Below are 19351 nucleotides of genomic sequence, written 5' to 3' on the forward strand. Positions count from 1 at the left end.
TCGCGCGGAAGGGCATCGGGCGGCCATTCCTGGCCGGTGGGTCTGACCAGGGAGAACGCGTCAGTGTCGGGACTGACCGGCGCGGTGGGTCTTCGCTAGGTGTTCCTGGAGCCGGGCGTGCCGGAACTGGAAGACGGCCCCCGACTGCCGCAGCACACCCCGCCGGTAGGCGTCGTCGAGAAAGGTGCCGACCGCCCACGGCAGCCTGCCGAGCAACGGCAGGCGGAACCGGGCGAAGAGCAGCCACTGGCCCCAGGCGGTGAAGCCGATCAGGTACGCGAAACCGGCGGAGAGCCCCCCGGTGAGCCCGAGCAGCACCCCGGCCCTGGGCGTCCAGGTGATGCTCAGTGCCGGGCCGGACAAGCCGTCCAGCACGCTGGTGATGACAAAGCCGCCGAAGCCGATCGCGAGCGCGAGCGCCAGGCCGAGCAGCCCGGCCAGCCGCAGCGCGGTCACCCGGTTTCCGGCCAGCAGGTCGGCGGGGCTGGTGGCGGTGTCCAGGTTCGCGGGTGCCTCCAGCACCACCACCAGCGCCAGCAGCGCACCGCAGGCCGGGCCGAAGGCCAGCCCGAAGAGCGCGGCGTTGAGCGCGATGGTGCGGAGGAGCAGCCCGGCGTCGTCGGCGATGGACAGGTCGGGGGAAAGCGCGTGCACGAAGGTCACCACGAACGCGTAGGTGCACCCCGCCAGCACGCCGACGGCGGTACCGGTGACGAACCGGCCGGCGATCTTGCGCCGAATCCCCGGTTGTCTCGCCGACCGGTCGAACAACCGCACGCGGACCCGGGTCGGCTCGAGAATGCCGCCCTTGCGGATCACCATCAGCAGGTACAGCAGCGCGCACGGGATGCCGATCACCGAGCCGCTGACCAGCCCGTCCACCAGCACCACGTACGGTCGCAGCGGCCAGTCGTAGACCAGCGTGTTGATCGGGTTGAACACCAGCCAGACCACCAGGCTGGTGGCCAGCCAGGCGAACGCCATCACCAGCAGCACGCGGGACCGGCGGAGCAGGTTCGACGTGCCCAGCCGCCACCATTCGAGGTCGCCGGTGCCCCGGCGGTCGAGGTCGTCGGCGAGGCAGCCCAGCCAGTGGCGGACCTGCCCGGCGTCCCAGGTGCGCGTGCCGTCCTCGGCCTGCCCGCGGTAGACGGTGGGCACGAAGGTGTCGAGCAGGTGCTCTTCGAGTGCCTGCGCGGTGGGGAAGCGTTCGGCGTCGAGCAGGTCCGCCGGGTCGCGGTCGCGCGGGTCGCTGTAGACGGTGCGCGCGAGCCCCACCATCAGCGGGGTCTTCAGCACCTCGGCGAGCTGGGCGGCGGGACCGGTTTCGCCGTCGCGCAACGCGTCGAGCACCGGGTCCCACGCCGTGGCCGCGCTGCCGGGGGAGACCCGCCGGGCGGTCCGCGGCAGGTACCCGGCGAGGTCGTCCGGGGTGAGGTCGGTCAGCTCGACCACGGCGGCCGAGGTGAGCACGTCGACCATGGTCACCGCGCGCTCGTACTCGTCGAACCGGCTGGTCAGCAGCAGCGGCATGGACAGCGAGTTGAGCGTCTCCATCGCCGGGCGGTGCAGGCCCTCGGCGATCTCGTCGAACCCGTCGAGCACGGGCATGATGCGGCCGGTGTCGACCAGCACGGCCGCGAGCGTGGCGCCGCCGGGCGCGGCGGCGGCCAGCCCGGGGTGGTCGCGTTGCAGCATTTCGACCAGCCAGGTGCGCAGCGGCGTGGTGGTCGGATCCCACGAACCGATGCTGAAGATCACCGGCACCACGTCACCGGGGGTGCGCGTGGCCAGCGTGTCGAGCACGAACCGCAGGGTCAGCACGGTCTTGCCCGAGCCGGCGCGCCCCAGCACCACCAGCCGCCGCGACGGCACGCGCCGGTAGACGCCCGCCATGTCGCCGACCTCACCGGAGAGGTCCAGCGGGGTGGCGGTGACCCCGGCCGGGACACGGCAGACGTTGTCCCAGTGGTCGGCGAGGTGCTCGGGTGCCTGCCGCCAGCGCACCGGCAACGGGAACGGGTCGTGCACGCGGCGCAGTTCCTCCTCGCGCCGCAGCTGGGCGGTGATCACCCTGGCCAGGTCGTCGGCCGCCGCCGAGACCACCGGCGGAACGGCGGGCAGGCGGCTGGGCACCGGCACGGGTGGCGCGGCCGGGGCGGGGGCGGTGTTCGTGGTGGGCGCGGCTTCCGCGGGCTCGGCGGGCTCGGGCGGCGGCGGGGTGCCACCGGCCGCGACCAGCAGGTTGCGCCGCTCGTCCGGGCCGACGTCCAGCGCGTCGGCGAGCAGCGTCACCGTGCCGATGCGGGGATCGTTGCCGCCGCCGTTCTCCAGCCGCCGGATCGTCCGCACGCCGACGCCGGACCGCGCGGCCAGCTGCTCCTGGGTCAGTTCGGCCCGCCGCCGCGCGTCGCGCAGGAGGACACCGAAACGGTTGGCCACGTCGGAGATCCTCCATGCAGGTGGGCGGGCAGGACGATCTTAGTGAGAAACCCACAGCGGGAGAACGGGAGTTGGCCAACCAGCACGGCTTGAAGTGACTCAGGCCACTTCCCACTCGCTCTGGTCGCCGTCGCGGACGCTCGCGCCCGACAGCGTCGCGTAGTCGGTGGTGGCGGGCGGCCACTTGTCCCCGTGGAACACGGCGGTCCGGTCGTTTCCGGTGTGGTTCAGGAAAGGCCGAGCTGCCGGCGCAGCGCCGCCGGGTCGCCGGCGAGTTCCCGCAGCCGGGCCAGTGAAGACGGGAGCTCGATGGTGCCCGGGCCACCGGACGCGAGCCGCCGTGCCGCCGCCTGGAAAGCGCTGAGGGCTTCGGCGCGGATTTCGGTGTGCCGGGCGCTGTCCGCCCAGCACCGGTCGACGGTCACCTCGGTGACCTCGCCGGGCGACATGCGGACCTCGATCCTGCCGTTGACCCCCTGCTCGCCCGGCACGGCGAGGGCGCTGTGGATGCTGTCGAGTACCTGTCGTTCGTACCGTTCCAGGTCGCGGTCGACCAACGCGAACAGTTCCCGCGTCACGGTTTCCGGTTTGCGGTGGTCCGGTTGCTCGACGAGCCCGGCGGCCAGCGCGTCGTTCGCGGCCGTGCGCAAGGCCTCGCCCAGCCCGCCGGAGCCCACCGACTCGCGCCAGTCGGCGCGCAGCACCACGTCGGTCACCCTGAGGTCGCTGTCCACCACCACTTCCACGGCGCTGGTGGGTTCGGCCGGCGGGCCGGTCTCCCCGAACTGCACCACACGCCGCCGTGGGCGGTCGTTCACCATCGTGCTCCCTTCCGCGAGTGGGGCACCGATGGTGGAGGCAATGGTGAATTTCCCACGAGGGCAGCACCCGGCCATTGCTGACCGGTCGGCGTGACCAGCGGAAACACGCGGGAGTGGCACGAAGTCGCGGAGATGTCGAATACGGGCGGGCCCGTTCGTGGTGGAGGTGAAGGGACCGAATCAACCCCACGCGAGGAGCACACGATGACCGCGACCTACACCTTCGACGTCTTTTCCACCCTTGACGGCTACGGCTCCACCACCGGCGACTGGGGTGGCTACTGGGGCAAGCAGGGGCCCGAGCTGCTGGCGCACCGGCTGGCGCTCTACAGCGAGGAGCAGCGCATGGTCTTCGGGGCCACCACCTTCCGCGCGAACATGCGGATGCTGGCCGAGGGCAGCGAGTTCGACGAGGCCCGCGACCCGTGGGTGACCCGGCTGCGCAACCTGCCCGCCACGGTGGTGTCGAACACGCTGGAGGGCCCGTTCGACTGGCCGGACGCGACGGTCGCCGGTGGTGACCCCGTCGAGGTGGTCGCCCGGCTCAAGGAGGAGTCCGCCGTGCCGCTGCGCTCGCACGGCAGCCTGTTCCTGAACCGGACGCTGATGGCCGCCGGCCTGGTCGACCGCGTCCAGGTCACGGTGTTCCCGGTGCTCACCGGTCAGTCCGGTGCGGCCCCGATCTTCGCCGGTGCGGCCGATTTCGACCTCGAACTCCTCCAGACCCGGACGCTCGACGGGCACATCCAGGAACTGGTCTACCGGCCCACGCTGCACCCCTGAGGGGTTCAGACCACGTCGGTGGTGGCGGCGACCCCGGGCGGGTTGCCGGTGAGGATGCCGGCGGCGCGGTGGCAGAGGCCGTCGGGCGTGAAGGTGACCTGGCCTTTTGCGGGAAGGTGACCTGCGCGCGGCGTATTCCGTGCTGCGCTCGGGTCAGCGGCGGAACCGGCGGAGCAGGCGGCCGCCCCGGTCCTCGGGCACCCGTGTCCCGTACACCGCTTCCGCGACCGACCGCTTCGCTTCGAAGCACTGCCGCACGACCTGCGGAGCGAAGCCCGTTCCGCCCGGGCGTTCCGGGATGTCACCGGTTCCGGCGTCGGCGAGTGTCCAGCCGGAGCCGAGGTCGAGCAGGCTGCGGTGCTTGGGCGTGTAGTACTGCGACGACACGCTCAGCGCCACGCCGGTCGCGCCGGCGGCCGCCGCCACCAGGTGCGTGTGGTACCGGCTGGAGATCCAGGTCTGCCCCGGCGCCAGCGGCAGGCCGTGTCGCCAGACATCGCGGAACGGGTGGAACTCGGCGCCGTCCAGTTCGTGCTCCAGCAGTGCCGGGATGGTGCGGTCCACCCCCGGGATGCCTTCGACCACCGCCAGTTGCGCGGGCCGGACGTCCCACGCGCGGAGCAGGCCAAGCACCTGGGCGGCCAGCGCGGACGGCGGCAGCTCGCCGATGTCGGACTGCACGCACAGCACGAACTCGCGGGCCTGCCCGGCGGACGGGGACGGCGGGTCGAGGAAAACGTCGTCGCAGGTGGGCCGGGTGCCCCCGGCGAGCAGTTCGGCCGAGGGCGCGTCACGCACGTCGACCACGGCGAACCGGTCGGTGAGCGAGCGGAGCAGGTCGGCGGCACCCGGCGGGAACGGCATCAGGCCCTGGCCGGTCATCGCCGCGCGGCCACCCGAGCGCCGGACGGCGGCCGCGGCGCCCGCGATCAGCCCGACGTGCCGCGGCCACAGCGCGTTGAGGTAACCGCCGCCGATCAGGTGCACCACGTCGGTCCGGCCGAGCAGCTCGATGCCCGCGTCCCAGCGCGGCGCCCGGCCGGGGTCGTGCACGGCGGACTGCACCCAGTCGGCCACCTCCCACGGATCCGCCGACGGCGCTTCCGCGCACAGGCGCCACAGGGTGTCCGTGCAGCGCAGCCGGGGGTGCAGGCCGTCGAGCAGCAGCTGCGCCGGGCCGGGGGAGTGCGTGTCGAGCCAGACGTCCGCCTCCGGATCGGCCACCGCCAGGTAGCGCAGCCAGGTCGCCGCGATCAGCTCGTCGCCGAAGTTGGGGTAACCGCTCGGGCCGACCAAGTAGTGGCAGCGGCGCACGGCCGGAGACGCCGAAGCGCGGGTGGCCGATCGGCCACCCGCGCGGTTGTCCGTCGTCGCCACTACCCGGCGACGCTGATCTGCGTCTGCAACGCCTGCTCGTCCTGCGCCTTCTCGTTTCCGGTGGCTTCGGCCTGCACGCGGTCCTTGCTCACGCCGAATCCTTCGAAAGCCGAAGTAATTGCCTCGGCGCGCTTTTCGGACAGTTCCTTCGCTTTCGCCGCATCGGGGTAACCCGCGTGGGTGGCGACCTTGATCTTGACCTCATTTCCCTGCATCGCCTTGGCGATCTGTTCCAGCGACTGCTTGGCTTCGGCGGTCAGTTCCGCATTCTCCGGGGTGAAGGTCACCGGCGCCTTTTGCAGCGCCTGCTCGATCGCCGTGGTCACCTGCTGGGCCGGGCCGCCCTGCGCCTGTGCCGGGTCGCCTTCACCGGGTGCCGGGGCCGGAGCGTCACCGGCGCCTGGTGAAGGCGCGGCGGCTCCGCTGGGCGAAGCCGCGTCGTTCGCGCCGGAAGAGCCGGACGAATCCTCCGAGCCGCACGCGCCGGCCAGGCCGGCGACCATCGCGGCGCCCGCTACCGTCAGGGCGATTTTCCTGCGCATGAAATTCGAACTCCCTTTTTGCCTTCGGTATCCGCTTTGGCTGGTGATGGGCCGATGGCTGGCATCCGAACACGAACCCGATTGACCGGCAACCGCGGCGGTGCCGGAAATCGGCGATGTGTCCCTTGACGCAAGTGCGGGGGGTGCGCGGTGTTCCACCAGGAAACCCGGTTGATCAACACGGTTCCGGTGTGCTTTCGCATGCTTGCGGAATTCCCCGCGCGGCCCACCCGATCGAGGGACGAACTCAGGAAAAGCACACCGATGAATGTGAAACCACTGACATGAAGGCGCCGCCGATCCGCGAGCACAGCGCGGCGACCGGCTCCTGTGGAATGCTGGGTGGCCGCGCGGTCGCCTGGTCCGCCTGGGTTGAGGGGTACGGATGGCTTTCATGGAGCCGGGGGACGGCGCCGAGACGCCGTTGACGGTGCTGCTGGACGGGGTGCTGGCGGGGGTGCGCCGTGACGTGCCCGGTGAGGTGGGCACGGCGATCAGCATCGCGCACCCGGCGCCGAAGCGGGGTGGCGGGCGGCTGCACGTGCTGGCGGCGACCGGGGTGGGCGAGGTGCTGCCGCCGATCACCACCGGGCATCTGTGGGGGCCTTCGCTGCTGGTCGCGGCGGGGGAGGAGCCGATAGCCACGGCGGATCTGTGGGGCGACCCGCGCTGGCCGCACCTGACCTTGGAGGCTGTGCGCGAGCAGGTACCGGACCGGCACTTCGACGCGGTGTCGAAGGTGCGCGGGGTGGGCGCGGTGCCCGGGGTGTGGGACGGCGGCGGGGTGGTGGTGCTGTCGGCCTACCTGGACCGCGCCGCCGACCGGCGCACGCTCGCCGTGCTGGCCAGGCACGAGCGGCTGGTCGCCAGCGCGATCACCATCGCCCACGTCGCCGACCGCAACGCCGACGACGCGGAGCTGATGCTGGACGCGCTGGCGTCGCGGGCGGTCATCGAACAGGCCAAGGGCGCGATCATGACCCTGCGGCGCTGCGACGCCGACGAGGCGTGGGCGGTGCTGCGGCGGGCGAGCCAGGAATTCAACGTCAAGCTGCGGGAGCTGGCGCTCGCGCTGGTCGAGCACATCGGGCAGGCGCCGGCCGAGCAACCCGTCGCCGGCGGTCGCCAGGTGCGGGCCGGGGCGGACGGCCGGCGGGCGGCCGAGATGGTGTGGCGGGCCCTCACCGAAGCGGCCGCCGGCTGACCTCAGTCGCCGCGCAGCACGGCGACCGGGCAGGGGGCGTGGTACAGCACGGCGTGGCTGACCGAGCCGAGGAAGGTGCTCGCGATCGGGCCGCGGCCGTGGCTGCCGACCACCAGCAGCCGCGCCCGCGCGGCCAGGTCGGTCAGCAGCAGGGCCGGGGTGTCGCGAGAGAACTCGAGTTCGTAGCGCACATCGGGGAACCGCGTCGCGTATTGGTCGACGTGGGACCGCACGGCCTGCCGCAGCGCGTCGTCCTCGCGGTCCCGCCCGATCGGGGCCATCGGCGCGGTGGCCAGCAGCCCCACCGGCCAGTCCGACCAGGCGTGCGCGGCGACCAGTGGCGCGTTGTGCCGCGCGGCGAACTCGAAGGCGAATTCGACGGCGCGGTCGCTGAGGGCCGAGCCGTCCACGCCCACCACCACCGGCGCGTCGGGACCGTCCACCTCGTCCCCGCGCACCACGATCACCGGATGCCGGGCCGCCCGCACCAGCTCGGCGGCGGTGGAGCCGAGCAGTGCCCGCGCCAGCGCGCCGTGCCCGGACGCGCCGACCACGATCAGCCCGGCGTGCCGTTCCTCGGCGGTCTGGGGCAGCACGGTCCCGGCACTGCCGTCGAGCTGCGCGGTTTCGACGACCAGCCCGGGATTCGCGTGGCGGGTGCTTTCCGCGATCTCGTTGAGCTGCTGCTCGGCCTGCTGTCGCAGGCGTTCGCCGCCGACATCGGTGGTGTAGCCGACGCCGGCCCAGCCGTCCATGATCGGCGGCGTCCACTCGAAGCACTGCACGATCAGCAGCGCGCACTGACTCCGCACGGCTTCTTCGGCGGCCCACGCCACCGCGCGGCGGGCGCCGTCCGATCCGTCGAACCCGGTCAGCACCGCGCCCTGGGCCACGCCTGCCGGAACACCCATTTTGCTCTCCTTTGCCGGTTTTCCGCCCTCCGCGTTCCCCGCGGCGCGGCGGGGCACACACGACCGTGACCGCGTTGTGATCAGGCGGTCTGGGCCTGCAGGGCGGGACCGAGCAGGAGCCCACCGTCGATGACGTACTCCGACCCCGTGATGAACGACGCGTCTGCTGACGTGAGGAACAGCAGAAGCCGGGTGACGTCGATCGGTTCGCCGAGCCGCGGGATGGCGAACGGTTCGGGGGAGTAGAAGTCGGCGATCGCCGCGGTGGCGCCGGCTGCTGGTTCGTGGATGAAGGGCGTCGCGATCACGCCGGGGTGGATGGTGTTCACGCGGATGCGGTCGCGGCCGAGTTCGAGCGCTGCCGTCCGGGTCAGTCCTCGCACGGCCCACTTGCTGGCGACGTACGGCCCGTAGTGCGCCGTGCCGCCCAGTGCCATGGTCGAGGCGATGTTGACGATGGCTCCCCCCGCCGCCCGGCGCAGCGCGGGAGCGGCGGCCTTGATGCCGAGGAAGGTCCCGGTGAGGTTGATGTCGAGGATGCGCGACCACGTGGCCTGATCGGTGTTTTCGATCGTCGCGGGCGGGTTCTGCACGCCCGCGTTGTTGACGAGCACGTTCAGCGCGCCGAAGGCGTTCTCGGCGGCTAGCACGGCGGCGGACCACGAGCTTTCGTCCCTGACGTCGAGGTGGGCGAAGCGAGCACGAGTCCCGAGTTCGTCGGCGAGAGCGGCGCCGCGTCCGGCGTCGATGCCGCCGATGACCACGTTCGCCCCCTCCGCGTGGAAGGCGCGCACGTGGCTCGAGCCCTGGCCGCCGGTCCCGCCGGTCACGAGCACGGTCTGGTTGTCGAAGCGGGGCATCAGAGGTTCCTTCGGGGAGTGAGCCAGTGGTGAGTCGATCGACTCACCACGCCGTTGACCCTAGGCTGGTCGCAGTGGTGAGTCAAGCCACTCACCTCGTATGCTCCGCCCATGAGCCACGGCCTGTCGGCGTACCACCAGCGTGTCGCCAAGGAAAAGCGCGCGCTGATCGTGACGGCGGCGACCGAACTGTTCCTCGAACTGGGCTACGACCGGACGTCACTGGCGCGGATCGGGGAGCGCTCCGGCGTTTCCCGGGCCACGTTGTTCAAGCAGTTCCCGAGCAAGGCCGCCCTCTTCGACGCCATCGTCACCGAGTCCTGGTCCACCGCGGAGGAGGACGATCCGCCGCCGGCGGGCAACATCGTCGACGGCCTCACCACCATCGGCCGCCGGTACGCCGCGTTGCTGAGCCGCCCGCAGATGACCGACCTCTTCCGGATCGTCATCGCCGAACTGCCGCGCTTTCCCGAACTGGCCCATGCGCAGTTCTCACAAGGGAAAATGCCCTACTACGAGTCCGTGCGCAGCTACCTCCTGGCCGAGCACGAGGCCGGAACGGTGCGGATCGAGGACGCCGACCTCGCCGCCACGCAGTTCCTCGGCATGATCTCCAACTACGTCTTCTGGCCCGCACTCCTGGTGCCGGACTGGCAGGTGAGCGCCGAACGCGCCGATCAAGTGGTCGACGAGGCCGTCCGCACCGTCGCCGCCCGGTACGCCGCGACGGATGCCTGAGCAACCGTCGGGGTTTTCGGCTCCGGGTGGCGGGTAGTCGCCTTCGACAGCCCGCGGCGGGATCGAAACGGGAAAGGAGTGATCCGGCGTGCAGCACGACCAGTTCATCGGACAGGTCCAGAACCGGGCCCAGCTGCCCAGCCGTGGTGACGCGGAGGCCGCGACCCGCGCGACGCTCGAAACGCTCGGCGAGCGCATCCCGGAAAACCTCGCGGAGAACCTCGCCGGTCAGCTGCCGCAGGAGATCGCGGAGCACCTGCGCCGGACGGTCACCCTGGGCGGTGCCGGCACCGGCGAGTCGTTCGGCCGTGACGAATTCATCCACCGGGTGGCCCAGCGGTCGCGCACCGGCGAGCCGGAGGCCACCTATCGTTCCCGCGTGGTTTTTGAGGTGCTGCGGGAAGCGACCGTCGGCGGGGTGGTGCACAACGTGCGGGAGTCGCTGCCCGACGACCTGCGCGTACTCGTCGATGCCGGGTCGACCGGGTCGCTGGAGTAGGCCGTGACCGCGTCGGTGGTCGTCGGCCCCGCCGGGGTGGAGCTGGCCGGGGACCTGGTGGTGCCCGAAGGCGCCAGTGGAGTGGTGGTCTTCGCGCACGGCTCGGGCAGTTCCCGGCACAGCCGCCGCAATCGTGCCGTGGCCGAAGTGTTGCAGGACAACGGGTTCGCCACTTTGCTGCTGGATCTGCTGACCGAGCGCGAAGAACGCGCCGACCGGCGGACCGGTGAGCTGCGGTTCGACATTCCCGTGCTGGCCGAGCGGCTGGCCGCCGCCGTCGAGCAGGTTGGCGAGCGCGACGCCGTGCGCGGCCTGCCGGTCGGGTTGTTCGGTGCGAGCACCGGAGCGGCGGCCGCCCTGGTCGCCGCGGCGCGGCTGGATGCCGTGCGCGCGGTGGTCTCGCGGGGCGGCAGGCCGGATCTGGCCGGTGGGGCGCTGGCCGAGGTGCGGGCACCGACGCTGTTGATCGTCGGTGGTCTGGACCTCCCGGTGCTCGACCTCAACCAGGCGGCGGCCGCCCAGCTCGGCGCGCGGGTGGAGATCGTGCCGGGCGCGACGCACCTGTTCGAAGAACCCGGTGCCCTGGACGAGGTGTCCCGCCTGGCGTCGAACTGGTTCGGCGCGCATCTGGTGGCGTGACACCTCGTCCAGGTCGGTCAGCAGAACACCGCGTCCACGACTCGCTGCAGGCCCGCTTGGAACGCCCCGCCGACGGACTGCGCGGCATCGTCCACATAGGTCAGTGAGCCGGTCACCGTCCGGCTGCCGTCGGGCGAGCTGTACATCACCGTCGCGTAGCCCTGCACGTTGCCGTTGTGGTGGACCACGGGCGCGCCACAGCTCGGCGGCGGGAACGGGGACTCTGTGGTGCCGTCCTGAACGAACAGGCCGAGGCCGTAGCCCATCGCCGGGTCGGGTGTGCGCATTTCGGCCAGCAGCGGGGCCGGCACGAGCCTGCCGCCCAGCAGCGCGGAAATGAACTTCTGGAGGTCCTTGGTGGTGGAGATCAGATCACCACCGGCGGAAATCCACGACGGGTCCTGGCGGGTCACGTCGACCGTCCTCGGCTCGCCGTTTTCCTCGTACCGGTAGTAACCGTGGGCGTGCGGGCCGGGGATTTCCGGCGACGTGCCCGGCATGACGGTGCCGCGCAACCCGAGCGGGCGCAGGATTCGCCGCTGTGTCTCCTCGACGTACGAATGGCCGGTTGCCCGCTCGATCAGCAGCCTGGCCAGCACGTAGTTCGTGTTCGAGTAGCGCCACGCCGTGCCCGGCTCGAACCGCAGCGGCTTGGCCAGCGCGAGGCGGACCAGTTCTTCCGGCCGGTAGGAGCGGAACCGGTCGGTCACCCAGTCCTGGCCCGACCAGGTCACGCCCGGCTCGTACGTCCCGTCGGCGGTGTAGTCGCCGGTGTGGTTGAACACGCCGCTGGTGTGCTGCAGCAGCATTCGCACGGTGATCCGCCGGTCCAGCCCGAACTCCGGCAGGTAGCCGGCCGCGGGGTCGTCCAGCCCGATTTTGCCGTCGGCCACCAGTTGCAGCACCACGGTCGCGGTGATGGTCTTGGTGACGCTGCCGATGCGGAACAGCCCGTTCGTCGGCGGTTTCGCGGCCTGGCCCAGCTTCCGCACTCCGGCGCTGCCCGCCCACTCGCCGCGCTCGTCGTTCACCCGCAGCTGCACGCCGGTGAAGCCCGTGTCGATGAACTGCTGCATGACCGCCTGCAACTCGGGCCGCTGGGCCTCGGTGCTTTCGGCCGCCGCCACCCCGGGCGCGACCAGCCCGGCCACCAGCGCCGCCACCACACCCGCTCGCCGGAAGGCCCGGCCCTTGCTGCTCGTTTCCGCTGTGTTGTGCATGGGACAACGATCACCGGCCGCGCTGACACCGGACCGCCACCGCGCTGACAACGGCGGACAAGAAATCCTGGCCGTCCCGGGCCGGCCGCTTCCGGCGGCCGGCCCGGACCCGGGGCTACTCGCAGAGAGCGGCGTCGAGGACCTGGAAGGACTGCTGGGCCGTCGCGGTGCCGAAGGTGTTGGTGACCACCGAGGCGAAGCGGCCGTCGTCGGTGACCGCGGTGGTGGAGACGTACCCGTTTTCGGTGCCGCCGTTCTTGGCCGTGAAGGTGCCCCCGCACGACAACGGGATCTCGTTGACGCCGAGCCCCATGCCGCCGAGTTCGCCGGGCACGGTCCGGCGCATTTCGGCGAGCGCGGCCTCCGAGACGACCTGGCCGTCGAGCAGCGCGCGGAAGAAGGTGGCCGAGTCCGCCAAGGTGGACTCCATGGAACCCGCGCTGGAGTAGACGGACGGCTCGAGCGCGGTGGTCCGGTCGATCCACAGGTAGAACGGCGGGATCCGGCCACCGGTGTAGCCGTGCACGAACGGCTCCATCAGCGCGCGGTCGCCCGCCGCCGGGAACTTCGTCTCCTGGAGGCCGAGCGGGGTGAGGATGCGCTCGGTGATCGCGTCGCCGACGTACTGGCCGGTGATCTTCTCGATGAGCATGCCGATCACCTGGTAGCCGGAGTTGGAGTAGACGACCTTCTCCCCGGGCGCGCCGACGGGCGGTTCGTCCATCGTCGCGCGGACCAACTCGGCGAGCGGGTACGTGCCGTCCGGTCCGGCCTGGGCGCCGTTGCCATTCCTGGCCAGGCCGCTGGTGTGCTGCAGCAGGTGCCGGACGGTGATGGCGTTGCCGTCGTAGTTGCCGGTCACCACGCCGGGCAGGTACTGCCCGATCGGCGTGTCCAGCCCGACGCGGCCCTCGTCGACGAGCTGGAGGACCAGCGCGGCCGCGTAGGTTTTGGTCTGGCTGCCGATCCGGAAGTGGTCCGCCGAGGTGATCGGCCGCTGCTTGCCGTACTGCGCGGTGCCCGCGGTCAGCGTCCACGCGCCGTCGGCGTTCCCGGCGTACACCGCCGCGCCGGGCCCGCCGACGGTGGTCTGGTACTGGTTCAGCGCCGCCTGGGTGGTGGCGTGGTCGTCCTCCTGCGCCACCACCCCCGGCGCGAACACCGCGGTCGCCGCGAGCGCCGCGCCACCGGCGAGTCCGGTGATCCTGCTCACCCTGCTCATTGCCTTGCCCCTTCGCCTGTGCCTGCCTTGGCCGTTGATGCTGTGCTTCGGCGATCACGCTGCTGTGTTGCGCGTGCACGGGGAAGGTCGCCAGGCGGCCAAACCTGGCCGGTCGCGGTGACCAGCGAAAACCCGGTCAGTAGGTGTACGCAGCGTCACCTGATCACTCTCCACCGCACTCGACGGGGTGATCCCGGGTACGGTTGGGCGGCCAGGCTGCTCCGCAGCTGACTGCGCCGAACGGAGGAACGGTCCATGCCACAGTCCGCACCGGCCACCAAAGATCCGAACAAGGGATACGTCGCGCTTCTCGGGTGGAGTCTCAACGCCGTCGAAGCGCTAGACCGGTTCGACCGCCGGTACGTCGTCGTGGCCCCGGACTGGGCCGAAAAGTATTGCGTCGAACACGATATCCCTTATCTGCCATGGAATTTCGAGCGGCTCAACGACCGGTCGATGGAGATCGCCGAGACCCTGCAGCAAGAGGGCGTGGACGTGGCGATCCCGCTGTTCGAGGAGACCGTGGAGTGGGCGGGCGCGATCAACTCCGTGCTGCTGGACAACCCGCGCCTGTTCGGCCAGGCCATGCTGCTGCGCGACAAGTCGCTGATGAAGCGCCGCGCGCAGCTCGGCGGCATCCGGGTCGGGATCTTCGAGGAGGCCCACGACCGCGACGACGTGATCCGGTTCCTCAAGCGCGTCAACCAGACGCTGCTCAAGCTCGACGGTGACCCGAACGACCCGATCCACCTCAAGGCCTTCGACAAGGCAGGCTGCCTCGGGCACCGCGTCATCCGCACCCCCGACGAGGTCGACACCATCCCGGACGAGGAGTTCCCCGTCCTGATGGAGTCGCACCTCGACGGCTGGGAGTTCGCCGTCGAAGCCTGGATCCACAACGGGAAGATCAAGTTCCTGAACATCTCCGAGTACGTCACGCTGGGTTACTCGGTGTTCGTGCCTGCCACGCCCGAGCTGGAGCGATACCGCCCGCAGATCACCGCGCAGATCGAGAAGCTGATCAAGACCTTCGACATCGAATTCGGCTTCGTGCACCCGGAGTACTTCGTCACCAGCGACGGTGAGATGTACTTCGGCGAGGTCGCCTACCGCCCGCCGGGCTTCAAGGTGTTCGAACTGCTCGAGCGCGCCTACGGCTTCAACGCCTACCAGGGCCTCGCCCTCGCCTTCGACCCGAAGACCACCGAAGAGGAGATCGACGCCTTCTTCCCGGAAGAAGTCACCGGCGCTTCAGGTGTAGCCGGCTGCTTCGGGGTCTACCCTCGGCGCAGGGTGGTCAGCGAGCTGCGCATCCCGCCGGAGACCGAGGACCACGACTACTACGAGTCGCACGACCTGTCGGCGCCACTGGAAGAAACGGTGACCAAGCGGACCGCGTTCGGTACCCACTGGGGCCTGCTGTACTTCTTCGGCGATGATTCCTACCGGATGCGCGAACTGCTGAAGCAACAGGAAGAGTTCGACTTCTACGTCTGAGGTGCCCGCGCCCGCGGGCCCCCGACCCGAGGAAGCCTTTGAAACCGACCGCCGACGTCACGGGTGGGGTCACGACGCTGGACAAGCGCGTGGCCTCACTCGACGACGCCATCAGAGCCATGGCCGAGACCCGCGACTTCGGCAAGCACCTGAAGTTGCGGCGCGTACTGGAAGCGCTGCGGCGGGTGCTGCTGCAGCCGGGTGGTGCCGCCGCGGTGCAGGCCAGGGCGCGGGAGCTGGAGGAAGCCGGCCTGTTCGCCGGCACCGACTGGGCCAGCCCGGAGATCCTCATCCCGGCGCTGGTCGGGCCCGGCCTGCACAGCGGGGACGCCGACACCGTGGTGATGGAGGCGTGCAGCGAACTGCGCACGCTCGCCGTCGCCCGCGGTGACTACGCGCACCCGTCGATCTCCGCTGAGGACGCCCGCGCGTTCCTGTCGCAGGTGCTGGCGATGAACCTGGAACTGCTGTTCACCCCGCCCAGCGAGGCCGAGCGCACCCAGCAGGGCCGCACCGCGCAGCTGATCAGGGACCTGTTCCGGCACCTCGCCGAGGAGATCGGCTACGACAGCGTGCTGGACAAGCTGGTCGACGAGATCTGGCGGATCCTGCGCCAGCGCCCGATCCAGGTGGACCAGGTGCAGGCGCTGATCACCCGGATCGCGGCCTACCGCGGTGATCCGGACATCGATCTCGGCGCGTCGTCCGGCCAGGGCGTCGATCGCCTGATCACCAGCCTGTTCGGCACCACCGAGGCCTGCCGCGAGGACCCCGGCGTCGAGGTCTTCCGCTCGCGGCTGGAGGCGATGGACGCCGGCGGCCTGCAGTACGAGGCCACCGGGTTCGCCAGGGCGATGCACGACACCGGCCTGGTCTCGCCGTACCACGCCGAGCTGCTGCGGTTCCTGCTGCACGAGAGCGACTACCTGCTCGGCGAGGCGCTCGGCCTGTCCGACACCGGCCGGAACTGCCTGCTGCGCTACCGCGACCTGGTGCACCGGCTGATCGAGGTGGCCGTGTCCCCGCAGACCGCGCAGTGCGTCTACGGCCTGGCGCTGCTGCTCGACCGCGGCATTCTCTACGAGCCGCCGGTGGTGCCCGCGTTGTGGCGGCAGCTGGCGCTGGAGCTGTCCGACACCGCGCGCGAGCGGCTGACCACGGTGTTCGGCGCCGAGCCCGCACCGGAGGCGCGGCTGGTCGCGGGCGTGCTGTCGATGCTGGGCCTGCCGCTCGGTGTCGGCCAGGGCGACAACCCGACCTGCCAGTCGGCCCGCGCGCTGTCGATGTGGGCCTACAACGACCCGGACTACCTGCTGCAGATGGTCGCCTGGGCGGCCCGCGACGACGAGATCATCATGCACTTCGAGGGCCAGCCGATCTCGTCGAAGGACAGCGGCGCCGGGGTGGCCAGCACGCTGCCGATGGACCTGGACCCGGTGTCGCTGCTGGTGGTGCCGCACCTGGACCGGATCTACGCCGAGATGGGCCGCCGCTGCGTCGGCCGTCCTGGCGACCCGCACCGCTGGGTCAATCCCGAGTTCCACGGCTGGTGGGCCGCGCGCGGGTTCCGGATCAACGTCGACGTCGAGACCGGGAACCTGATCGACCTGGAGGAGTTCCTGCGTCAGTTCCACGCCAGCTACCACCCGGCCTACAACGGCGGGCAGCCGCTGATCCACCCGCAGCCGGCCGGGGTCGCGGTCACCGACAGCGCGGCCCGCTACGTCGGCTGGCACGCGATCACCATCCTGCGGGTCGCCCCGGACCCGCAGGAGGTCATGCGGGTCTACTTCTACAACCCGAACAACGACAGCGGCCAGGACTGGGGCGACGGTGTCGTGGTGTCCACCGCGGGCAACGGCGAGCGCTTCGGTGAGGCGTCGCTGCCGTTCGACCAGTTCGCCTCGCGGCTGTACATCTTCCACACCGACCCGCTCGAACACGGCGAACCGCACCGGGTGCCCGCCGAGGACCTCGCCCGGATCACCGGCTTCATCGAGCGCAGCTGGGGAGCCGACCGGCTGCCGGCCGGGCAGTTGCAGGCTGCCAAGGACCCGACGGCCTGAGCCTGCCTGATTGACGACGGGCGCGGCGGGTACGCCGTGGGCATGTATCGCGACGAGGTGACCGCCCTGGCCGCGCCGCTAGCCGACGCCGGGGACTTCGACGTGCTGCTGGACCGCGTGGGTGAGGCCAGGGTGGTCATGCTGGGGGAGGCCAGCCACGGCACCCACGAGTTCTACCGGTGGCGTGCCCTGCTCACCCGGCGGCTGATCGAGGAGAAGGGGTTCTCCTTCGTCGCCGTCGAGGGCGACTGGCCGGACTGCGCGCGGGTCGACCGGGCCGTGCGGAGTCTCGAGGAGCCACGCGAGGCGCTGGCGGCCTTCGAGCGCTGGCCGACGTGGATGTGGGCGAACGAGGAGGTCACCGACTTCTGCCGGTGGCTGTCCGCCCACAACGCCGGGCGGGACGAGCGTGAGCGTGCCGGGTTCCACGGGCTGGACGTGTACTCGCTCTGGGAGTCCCTCCGCGAAATCCTGGTTCACCTGCGGGAACACGATCCGGCGGAGGTGCCGTCGGCGCTGGCCGCGTACCACTGCTTCGAGCCGTACGGCGAGGAACCGGGGGAGTACGCGCGGTCCACCCGGCTGGTGCCGGAGGGCTGCGAGAACGAGGTCGTCGACCTGCTCGTGCGACTCCGTGAACGAGCTGCCGCCGACGGCGGTGAAGCGTTCCAGGCGTGGCAGAACGCCGAGGTCGTCGCGGGCGCCGAACGCTACTACCGGGCGATGCTCCGCGGTGGTGCCGCGTCGTGGAACGTTCGCGACCACCATATGGACCACACGCTGGACCGCCTGCTCGCGCACTACGGCCCGGGCGCGAAAGCCGTGGTCTGGGCGCACAACACCCATGTCGGCGACGCGCGGGCGACCGACATGGCCGACGCGGGCATGGTCAATCTCGGGCAGCTGGCCCGGCAGCGGTACGGCCACGATCAGGTGGTTCTGGTCGGCTTCGGCAGCCATCGCGGCACGGTTGTCGCGGGCGAATCGTGGGGCGCGCCGATGCGTGAGCTGCCGGTGCCCCCGGCCCGCGCGGGTTCGCTGGAGGACGTGCTGCACCGGAGCGCGCCCGCCCAGGCGCTGTTCACCTTCCCGCGGCTGGACCGGCCGGACCTGCTCACCACCGAGCTGCCGCACCGCGCGATCGGTGTGGTCTACCACCCCGAACGCGAGCGGTGGGGCAACTACGTGCCGACCGTGGTGGGCGACCGGTACGACGCCTTCGGGTGGTTCGACGAAAGCCGGGCGCTGCGCCCGCTGAACACCCGGGTGCCCGCCGGCAGCGGGCTCGGCGTGCGGCATGCTTGAGCTCCCAACCAGCAGGTTTCACGAGGGGAGCAACGCCCGCATGCGTACCCACCACCTGGCCGTCATCGGCGGCGACGGTATCGGCCCCGACGTCACCACCGCCGCGCTGGCCGGGGTGCGAGCGGCCGCGGACCGGTACGGGTTCGCCGTCGAGACCACCGACTTCGACCTCGGTGCCGAGGCCTACCTGCGCACCGGCGTCGTCGTCGACGAGGAGACGACCGCGCGGCTGCGCGAGCACGACGCGATCCTGCTCGGCGCGGTCGGCGACCCGCGTGTCACGCCCGGTGTGCTGGAGCGGGGCCTGATCGTCGCGTTGCGCGTGGCGTTCCGGCAGTCGGTGAACATCCGCCCCGTCCGCCTCTACCCGGGGTTGACCAGCCCGGTGACCGGGGTGGACGCGGACAACTGCGACCTGGTGATCATCCGCGAGAACACCGAAGGCCTGTACACCGGTGGTGGCGGGCTCGCGCACGCGGGCACACCTGGTGCGGTGGCGATCCAGAACTCGGTCACCACCGTGCCCGCGACCACCGAGGCGGTCGACTTCGCCTTCCGGCTCGCCGCCGCCCGCCGCAAGCGGCTCACCCTGTGCCACAAGAAGAACGTGCTCGTCCACGCCGGGCAGCTGTGGCAGGACATCGTGGACGAGGTCGCGGTGCGCTACCCCGATGTGGAGCACGACTACGTGCACGCCGACGCCATGTGCCAGCACCTGCCGCTGAACCCGGGCCGGTTCGACGTGGTGGTCACCGACAACCTGTTCGGCGACATCATCAGCGACCTCGGCGCCACCGTCCAAGGTGGACTCGGGCTGGCCGCCAGCGCCAACTACAACCCGGCCGGCAGCGCGCCGAGCATGTACGAGCCGGTGCACGGCTCGGCACCCGACATCGCGGGCAAGGGGTGGGCCAATCCGGCGGCCGCGGCGTTGTCGGCCGCGTTGTGCCTGGCGGGGCTGGGTGAACGCGACGCCGCGCTGGTGCTCGAAGCCGCCACCGCGTCGGTGCTCGCCGAGCTGCCCGCCTTCGCCGGTCCGGAAATGGGCGCGGACACCGCCGAGATCGGCGCCCGGATCGCCGAGCGGGTCACCGACGTCGATCCGGCGAAGATCGGCGACCCGTCCCGTTCGCTGATGCGGGCGCTCGCCGGGCTCGCGCCAGGGCAGGCGGGTTCGTAGCGCTCGCGAACGCGATGTCGGAAACCCGCCAGCGTGCTCGCGGTG

17 protein-coding genes are annotated in these 19351 nt (G+C 71.2%); 9 read left to right on the plus strand and 8 right to left on the minus strand.

Going from position 1 to position 19351, the window contains the following annotated elements; all coding sequences use genetic code 11:
* Window positions 1-60 precede the first annotated feature (60 nt).
* Window positions 61-2442, minus strand: coding sequence for a helix-turn-helix domain-containing protein (locus A4R43_RS01445; RefSeq protein WP_113690605.1), 2382 nt, complete (start codon window positions 2440-2442; stop codon window positions 61-63).
* 227 nt (window positions 2443-2669) lie between these two features.
* Window positions 2670-3263, minus strand: a complete 594-nt coding sequence (locus A4R43_RS01450) for a hypothetical protein (RefSeq protein WP_113690606.1) — start codon at window positions 3261-3263, stop codon at window positions 2670-2672.
* A 204-nt stretch (window positions 3264-3467) separates the two neighbouring features.
* On the opposite strand from A4R43_RS01450, the gene A4R43_RS01455 reads away from it, so the two are divergent.
* The gene (locus A4R43_RS01455; protein ID WP_113690607.1) at window positions 3468-4046 is read left to right on the plus strand and encodes a dihydrofolate reductase family protein; all 579 of its coding nucleotides are present in this window, start codon (window positions 3468-3470) and stop codon (window positions 4044-4046) included.
* A gap of 153 nt (window positions 4047-4199) precedes the next feature.
* Here A4R43_RS01455 and A4R43_RS01460 read toward each other — a convergent pair whose 3' ends face one another.
* On the minus strand, window positions 4200-5423 hold the full coding sequence (locus A4R43_RS01460; protein ID WP_236808699.1) for a polysaccharide pyruvyl transferase family protein: 1224 nt from the start codon (window positions 5421-5423) through the stop codon (window positions 4200-4202).
* On the minus strand, window positions 5423-6124 hold the full coding sequence (locus A4R43_RS01465) for an OmpA family protein (protein ID WP_236808700.1): 702 nt from the start codon (window positions 6122-6124) through the stop codon (window positions 5423-5425). Before A4R43_RS01465 ends, A4R43_RS01460 begins: the two co-directional genes overlap by 1 nt.
* A 226-nt stretch (window positions 6125-6350) precedes the next feature.
* On the opposite strand from A4R43_RS01465, the gene A4R43_RS01470 reads away from it, so the two are divergent.
* Window positions 6351-7169 (plus strand): ANTAR domain-containing protein, encoded by an 819-nt coding sequence (locus A4R43_RS01470; protein ID WP_205215200.1) that lies wholly within the window; start codon window positions 6351-6353, stop codon window positions 7167-7169.
* Between the two features lie 2 nt (window positions 7170-7171).
* Here A4R43_RS01470 and A4R43_RS01475 read toward each other — a convergent pair whose 3' ends face one another.
* Window positions 7172-8080, minus strand: coding sequence for a universal stress protein (locus tag A4R43_RS01475; protein WP_113690609.1), 909 nt, complete (start codon window positions 8078-8080; stop codon window positions 7172-7174).
* Window positions 8081-8160: 80 nt separating this feature from the next.
* Entirely contained in the window at window positions 8161-8940 is a 780-nt protein-coding gene (locus tag A4R43_RS01480) for an SDR family oxidoreductase (RefSeq protein WP_113690610.1), read from the minus strand.
* A gap of 111 nt (window positions 8941-9051) precedes the next feature.
* Here A4R43_RS01480 and A4R43_RS01485 point away from each other — a divergent pair, with 111 nt between their 5' ends.
* From A4R43_RS01485 to A4R43_RS01495, 3 genes are all read left to right on the plus strand, one after another.
* Window positions 9052-9678, plus strand: a complete 627-nt coding sequence (locus tag A4R43_RS01485) for a TetR/AcrR family transcriptional regulator (RefSeq protein WP_113690611.1) — start codon at window positions 9052-9054, stop codon at window positions 9676-9678.
* An 88-nt stretch (window positions 9679-9766) separates the two neighbouring features.
* A complete protein-coding gene (locus A4R43_RS01490; protein ID WP_113690612.1) occupies window positions 9767-10177 on the plus strand; it encodes a DUF2267 domain-containing protein in 411 nt (136 codons plus the stop codon).
* A 3-nt stretch (window positions 10178-10180) separates the two neighbouring features.
* Window positions 10181-10816: a dienelactone hydrolase family protein gene (locus tag A4R43_RS01495; RefSeq protein ID WP_113690613.1), complete on the plus strand. Its 636-nt coding sequence runs from the start codon at window positions 10181-10183 to the stop codon at window positions 10814-10816.
* Between the two features lie 17 nt (window positions 10817-10833).
* Here A4R43_RS01495 and A4R43_RS01500 read toward each other — a convergent pair whose 3' ends face one another.
* Together A4R43_RS01500 and A4R43_RS01505 are read right to left on the minus strand one after the other, a co-directional pair.
* A complete protein-coding gene (locus tag A4R43_RS01500) occupies window positions 10834-12036 on the minus strand; it encodes a serine hydrolase domain-containing protein (RefSeq protein WP_205215201.1) in 1203 nt (400 codons plus the stop codon).
* A 115-nt stretch (window positions 12037-12151) separates the two neighbouring features.
* Window positions 12152-13258, minus strand: coding sequence for a serine hydrolase domain-containing protein (locus tag A4R43_RS01505; RefSeq protein WP_113690614.1), 1107 nt, complete (start codon window positions 13256-13258; stop codon window positions 12152-12154).
* A gap of 255 nt (window positions 13259-13513) precedes the next feature.
* Here A4R43_RS01505 and A4R43_RS01510 point away from each other — a divergent pair, with 255 nt between their 5' ends.
* From A4R43_RS01510 to A4R43_RS01525, 4 genes are read left to right on the plus strand one after another with little or no spacing between them, the layout of a single operon-like run.
* Window positions 13514-14755 (plus strand): ATP-grasp domain-containing protein, encoded by a 1242-nt coding sequence (locus A4R43_RS01510; RefSeq protein ID WP_113690615.1) that lies wholly within the window; start codon window positions 13514-13516, stop codon window positions 14753-14755.
* 38 nt (window positions 14756-14793) lie between these two features.
* Window positions 14794-16821 (plus strand): hypothetical protein, encoded by a 2028-nt coding sequence (locus A4R43_RS01515; protein WP_113690616.1) that lies wholly within the window; start codon window positions 14794-14796, stop codon window positions 16819-16821.
* Between the two features lie 42 nt (window positions 16822-16863).
* The gene (locus tag A4R43_RS01520) at window positions 16864-18126 is read left to right on the plus strand and encodes an erythromycin esterase family protein (protein ID WP_113690617.1); all 1263 of its coding nucleotides are present in this window, start codon (window positions 16864-16866) and stop codon (window positions 18124-18126) included.
* 40 nt (window positions 18127-18166) lie between these two features.
* Window positions 18167-19306 (plus strand): 3-isopropylmalate dehydrogenase, encoded by a 1140-nt coding sequence (locus A4R43_RS01525; RefSeq protein ID WP_113690618.1) that lies wholly within the window; start codon window positions 18167-18169, stop codon window positions 19304-19306.
* Window positions 19307-19351: the final 45 nt, after the last annotated feature.

This window comes from Amycolatopsis albispora (assembly GCF_003312875.1).
GTDB lineage: Bacteria > Actinomycetota > Actinomycetes > Mycobacteriales > Pseudonocardiaceae > Amycolatopsis > Amycolatopsis albispora.

Bases quoted from the DNA above. Each gene is read 5' to 3' on its own strand.
- A4R43_RS01450 (WP_113690606.1), bottom strand. From the start codon at position 3,263: ATGGTGAACGACCGCCCACGGCGGCGTGTGGTGCAGTTCGGGGAGACC.
- A4R43_RS01455 (WP_113690607.1), top strand. From the start codon at position 3,468: ATGACCGCGACCTACACCTTCGACGTCTTTTCCACCCTTGACGGCTAC.
- A4R43_RS01470 (WP_205215200.1), top strand. From the start codon at position 6,351: ATGGCTTTCATGGAGCCGGGGGACGGCGCCGAGACGCCGTTGACGGTG.
- A4R43_RS01475 (WP_113690609.1), bottom strand. From the start codon at position 8,080: ATGGGTGTTCCGGCAGGCGTGGCCCAGGGCGCGGTGCTGACCGGGTTC.
- A4R43_RS01480 (WP_113690610.1), bottom strand. From the start codon at position 8,940: ATGCCCCGCTTCGACAACCAGACCGTGCTCGTGACCGGCGGGACCGGC.
- A4R43_RS01485 (WP_113690611.1), top strand. From the start codon at position 9,052: ATGAGCCACGGCCTGTCGGCGTACCACCAGCGTGTCGCCAAGGAAAAG.
- A4R43_RS01500 (WP_205215201.1), bottom strand. From the start codon at position 12,036: ATGCACAACACAGCGGAAACGAGCAGCAAGGGCCGGGCCTTCCGGCGA.
- A4R43_RS01505 (WP_113690614.1), bottom strand. From the start codon at position 13,258: ATGAGCAGGGTGAGCAGGATCACCGGACTCGCCGGTGGCGCGGCGCTC.
- A4R43_RS01510 (WP_113690615.1), top strand. From the start codon at position 13,514: ATGCCACAGTCCGCACCGGCCACCAAAGATCCGAACAAGGGATACGTC.
- A4R43_RS01520 (WP_113690617.1), top strand. From the start codon at position 16,864: ATGTATCGCGACGAGGTGACCGCCCTGGCCGCGCCGCTAGCCGACGCC.
- A4R43_RS01525 (WP_113690618.1), top strand. From the start codon at position 18,167: ATGCGTACCCACCACCTGGCCGTCATCGGCGGCGACGGTATCGGCCCC.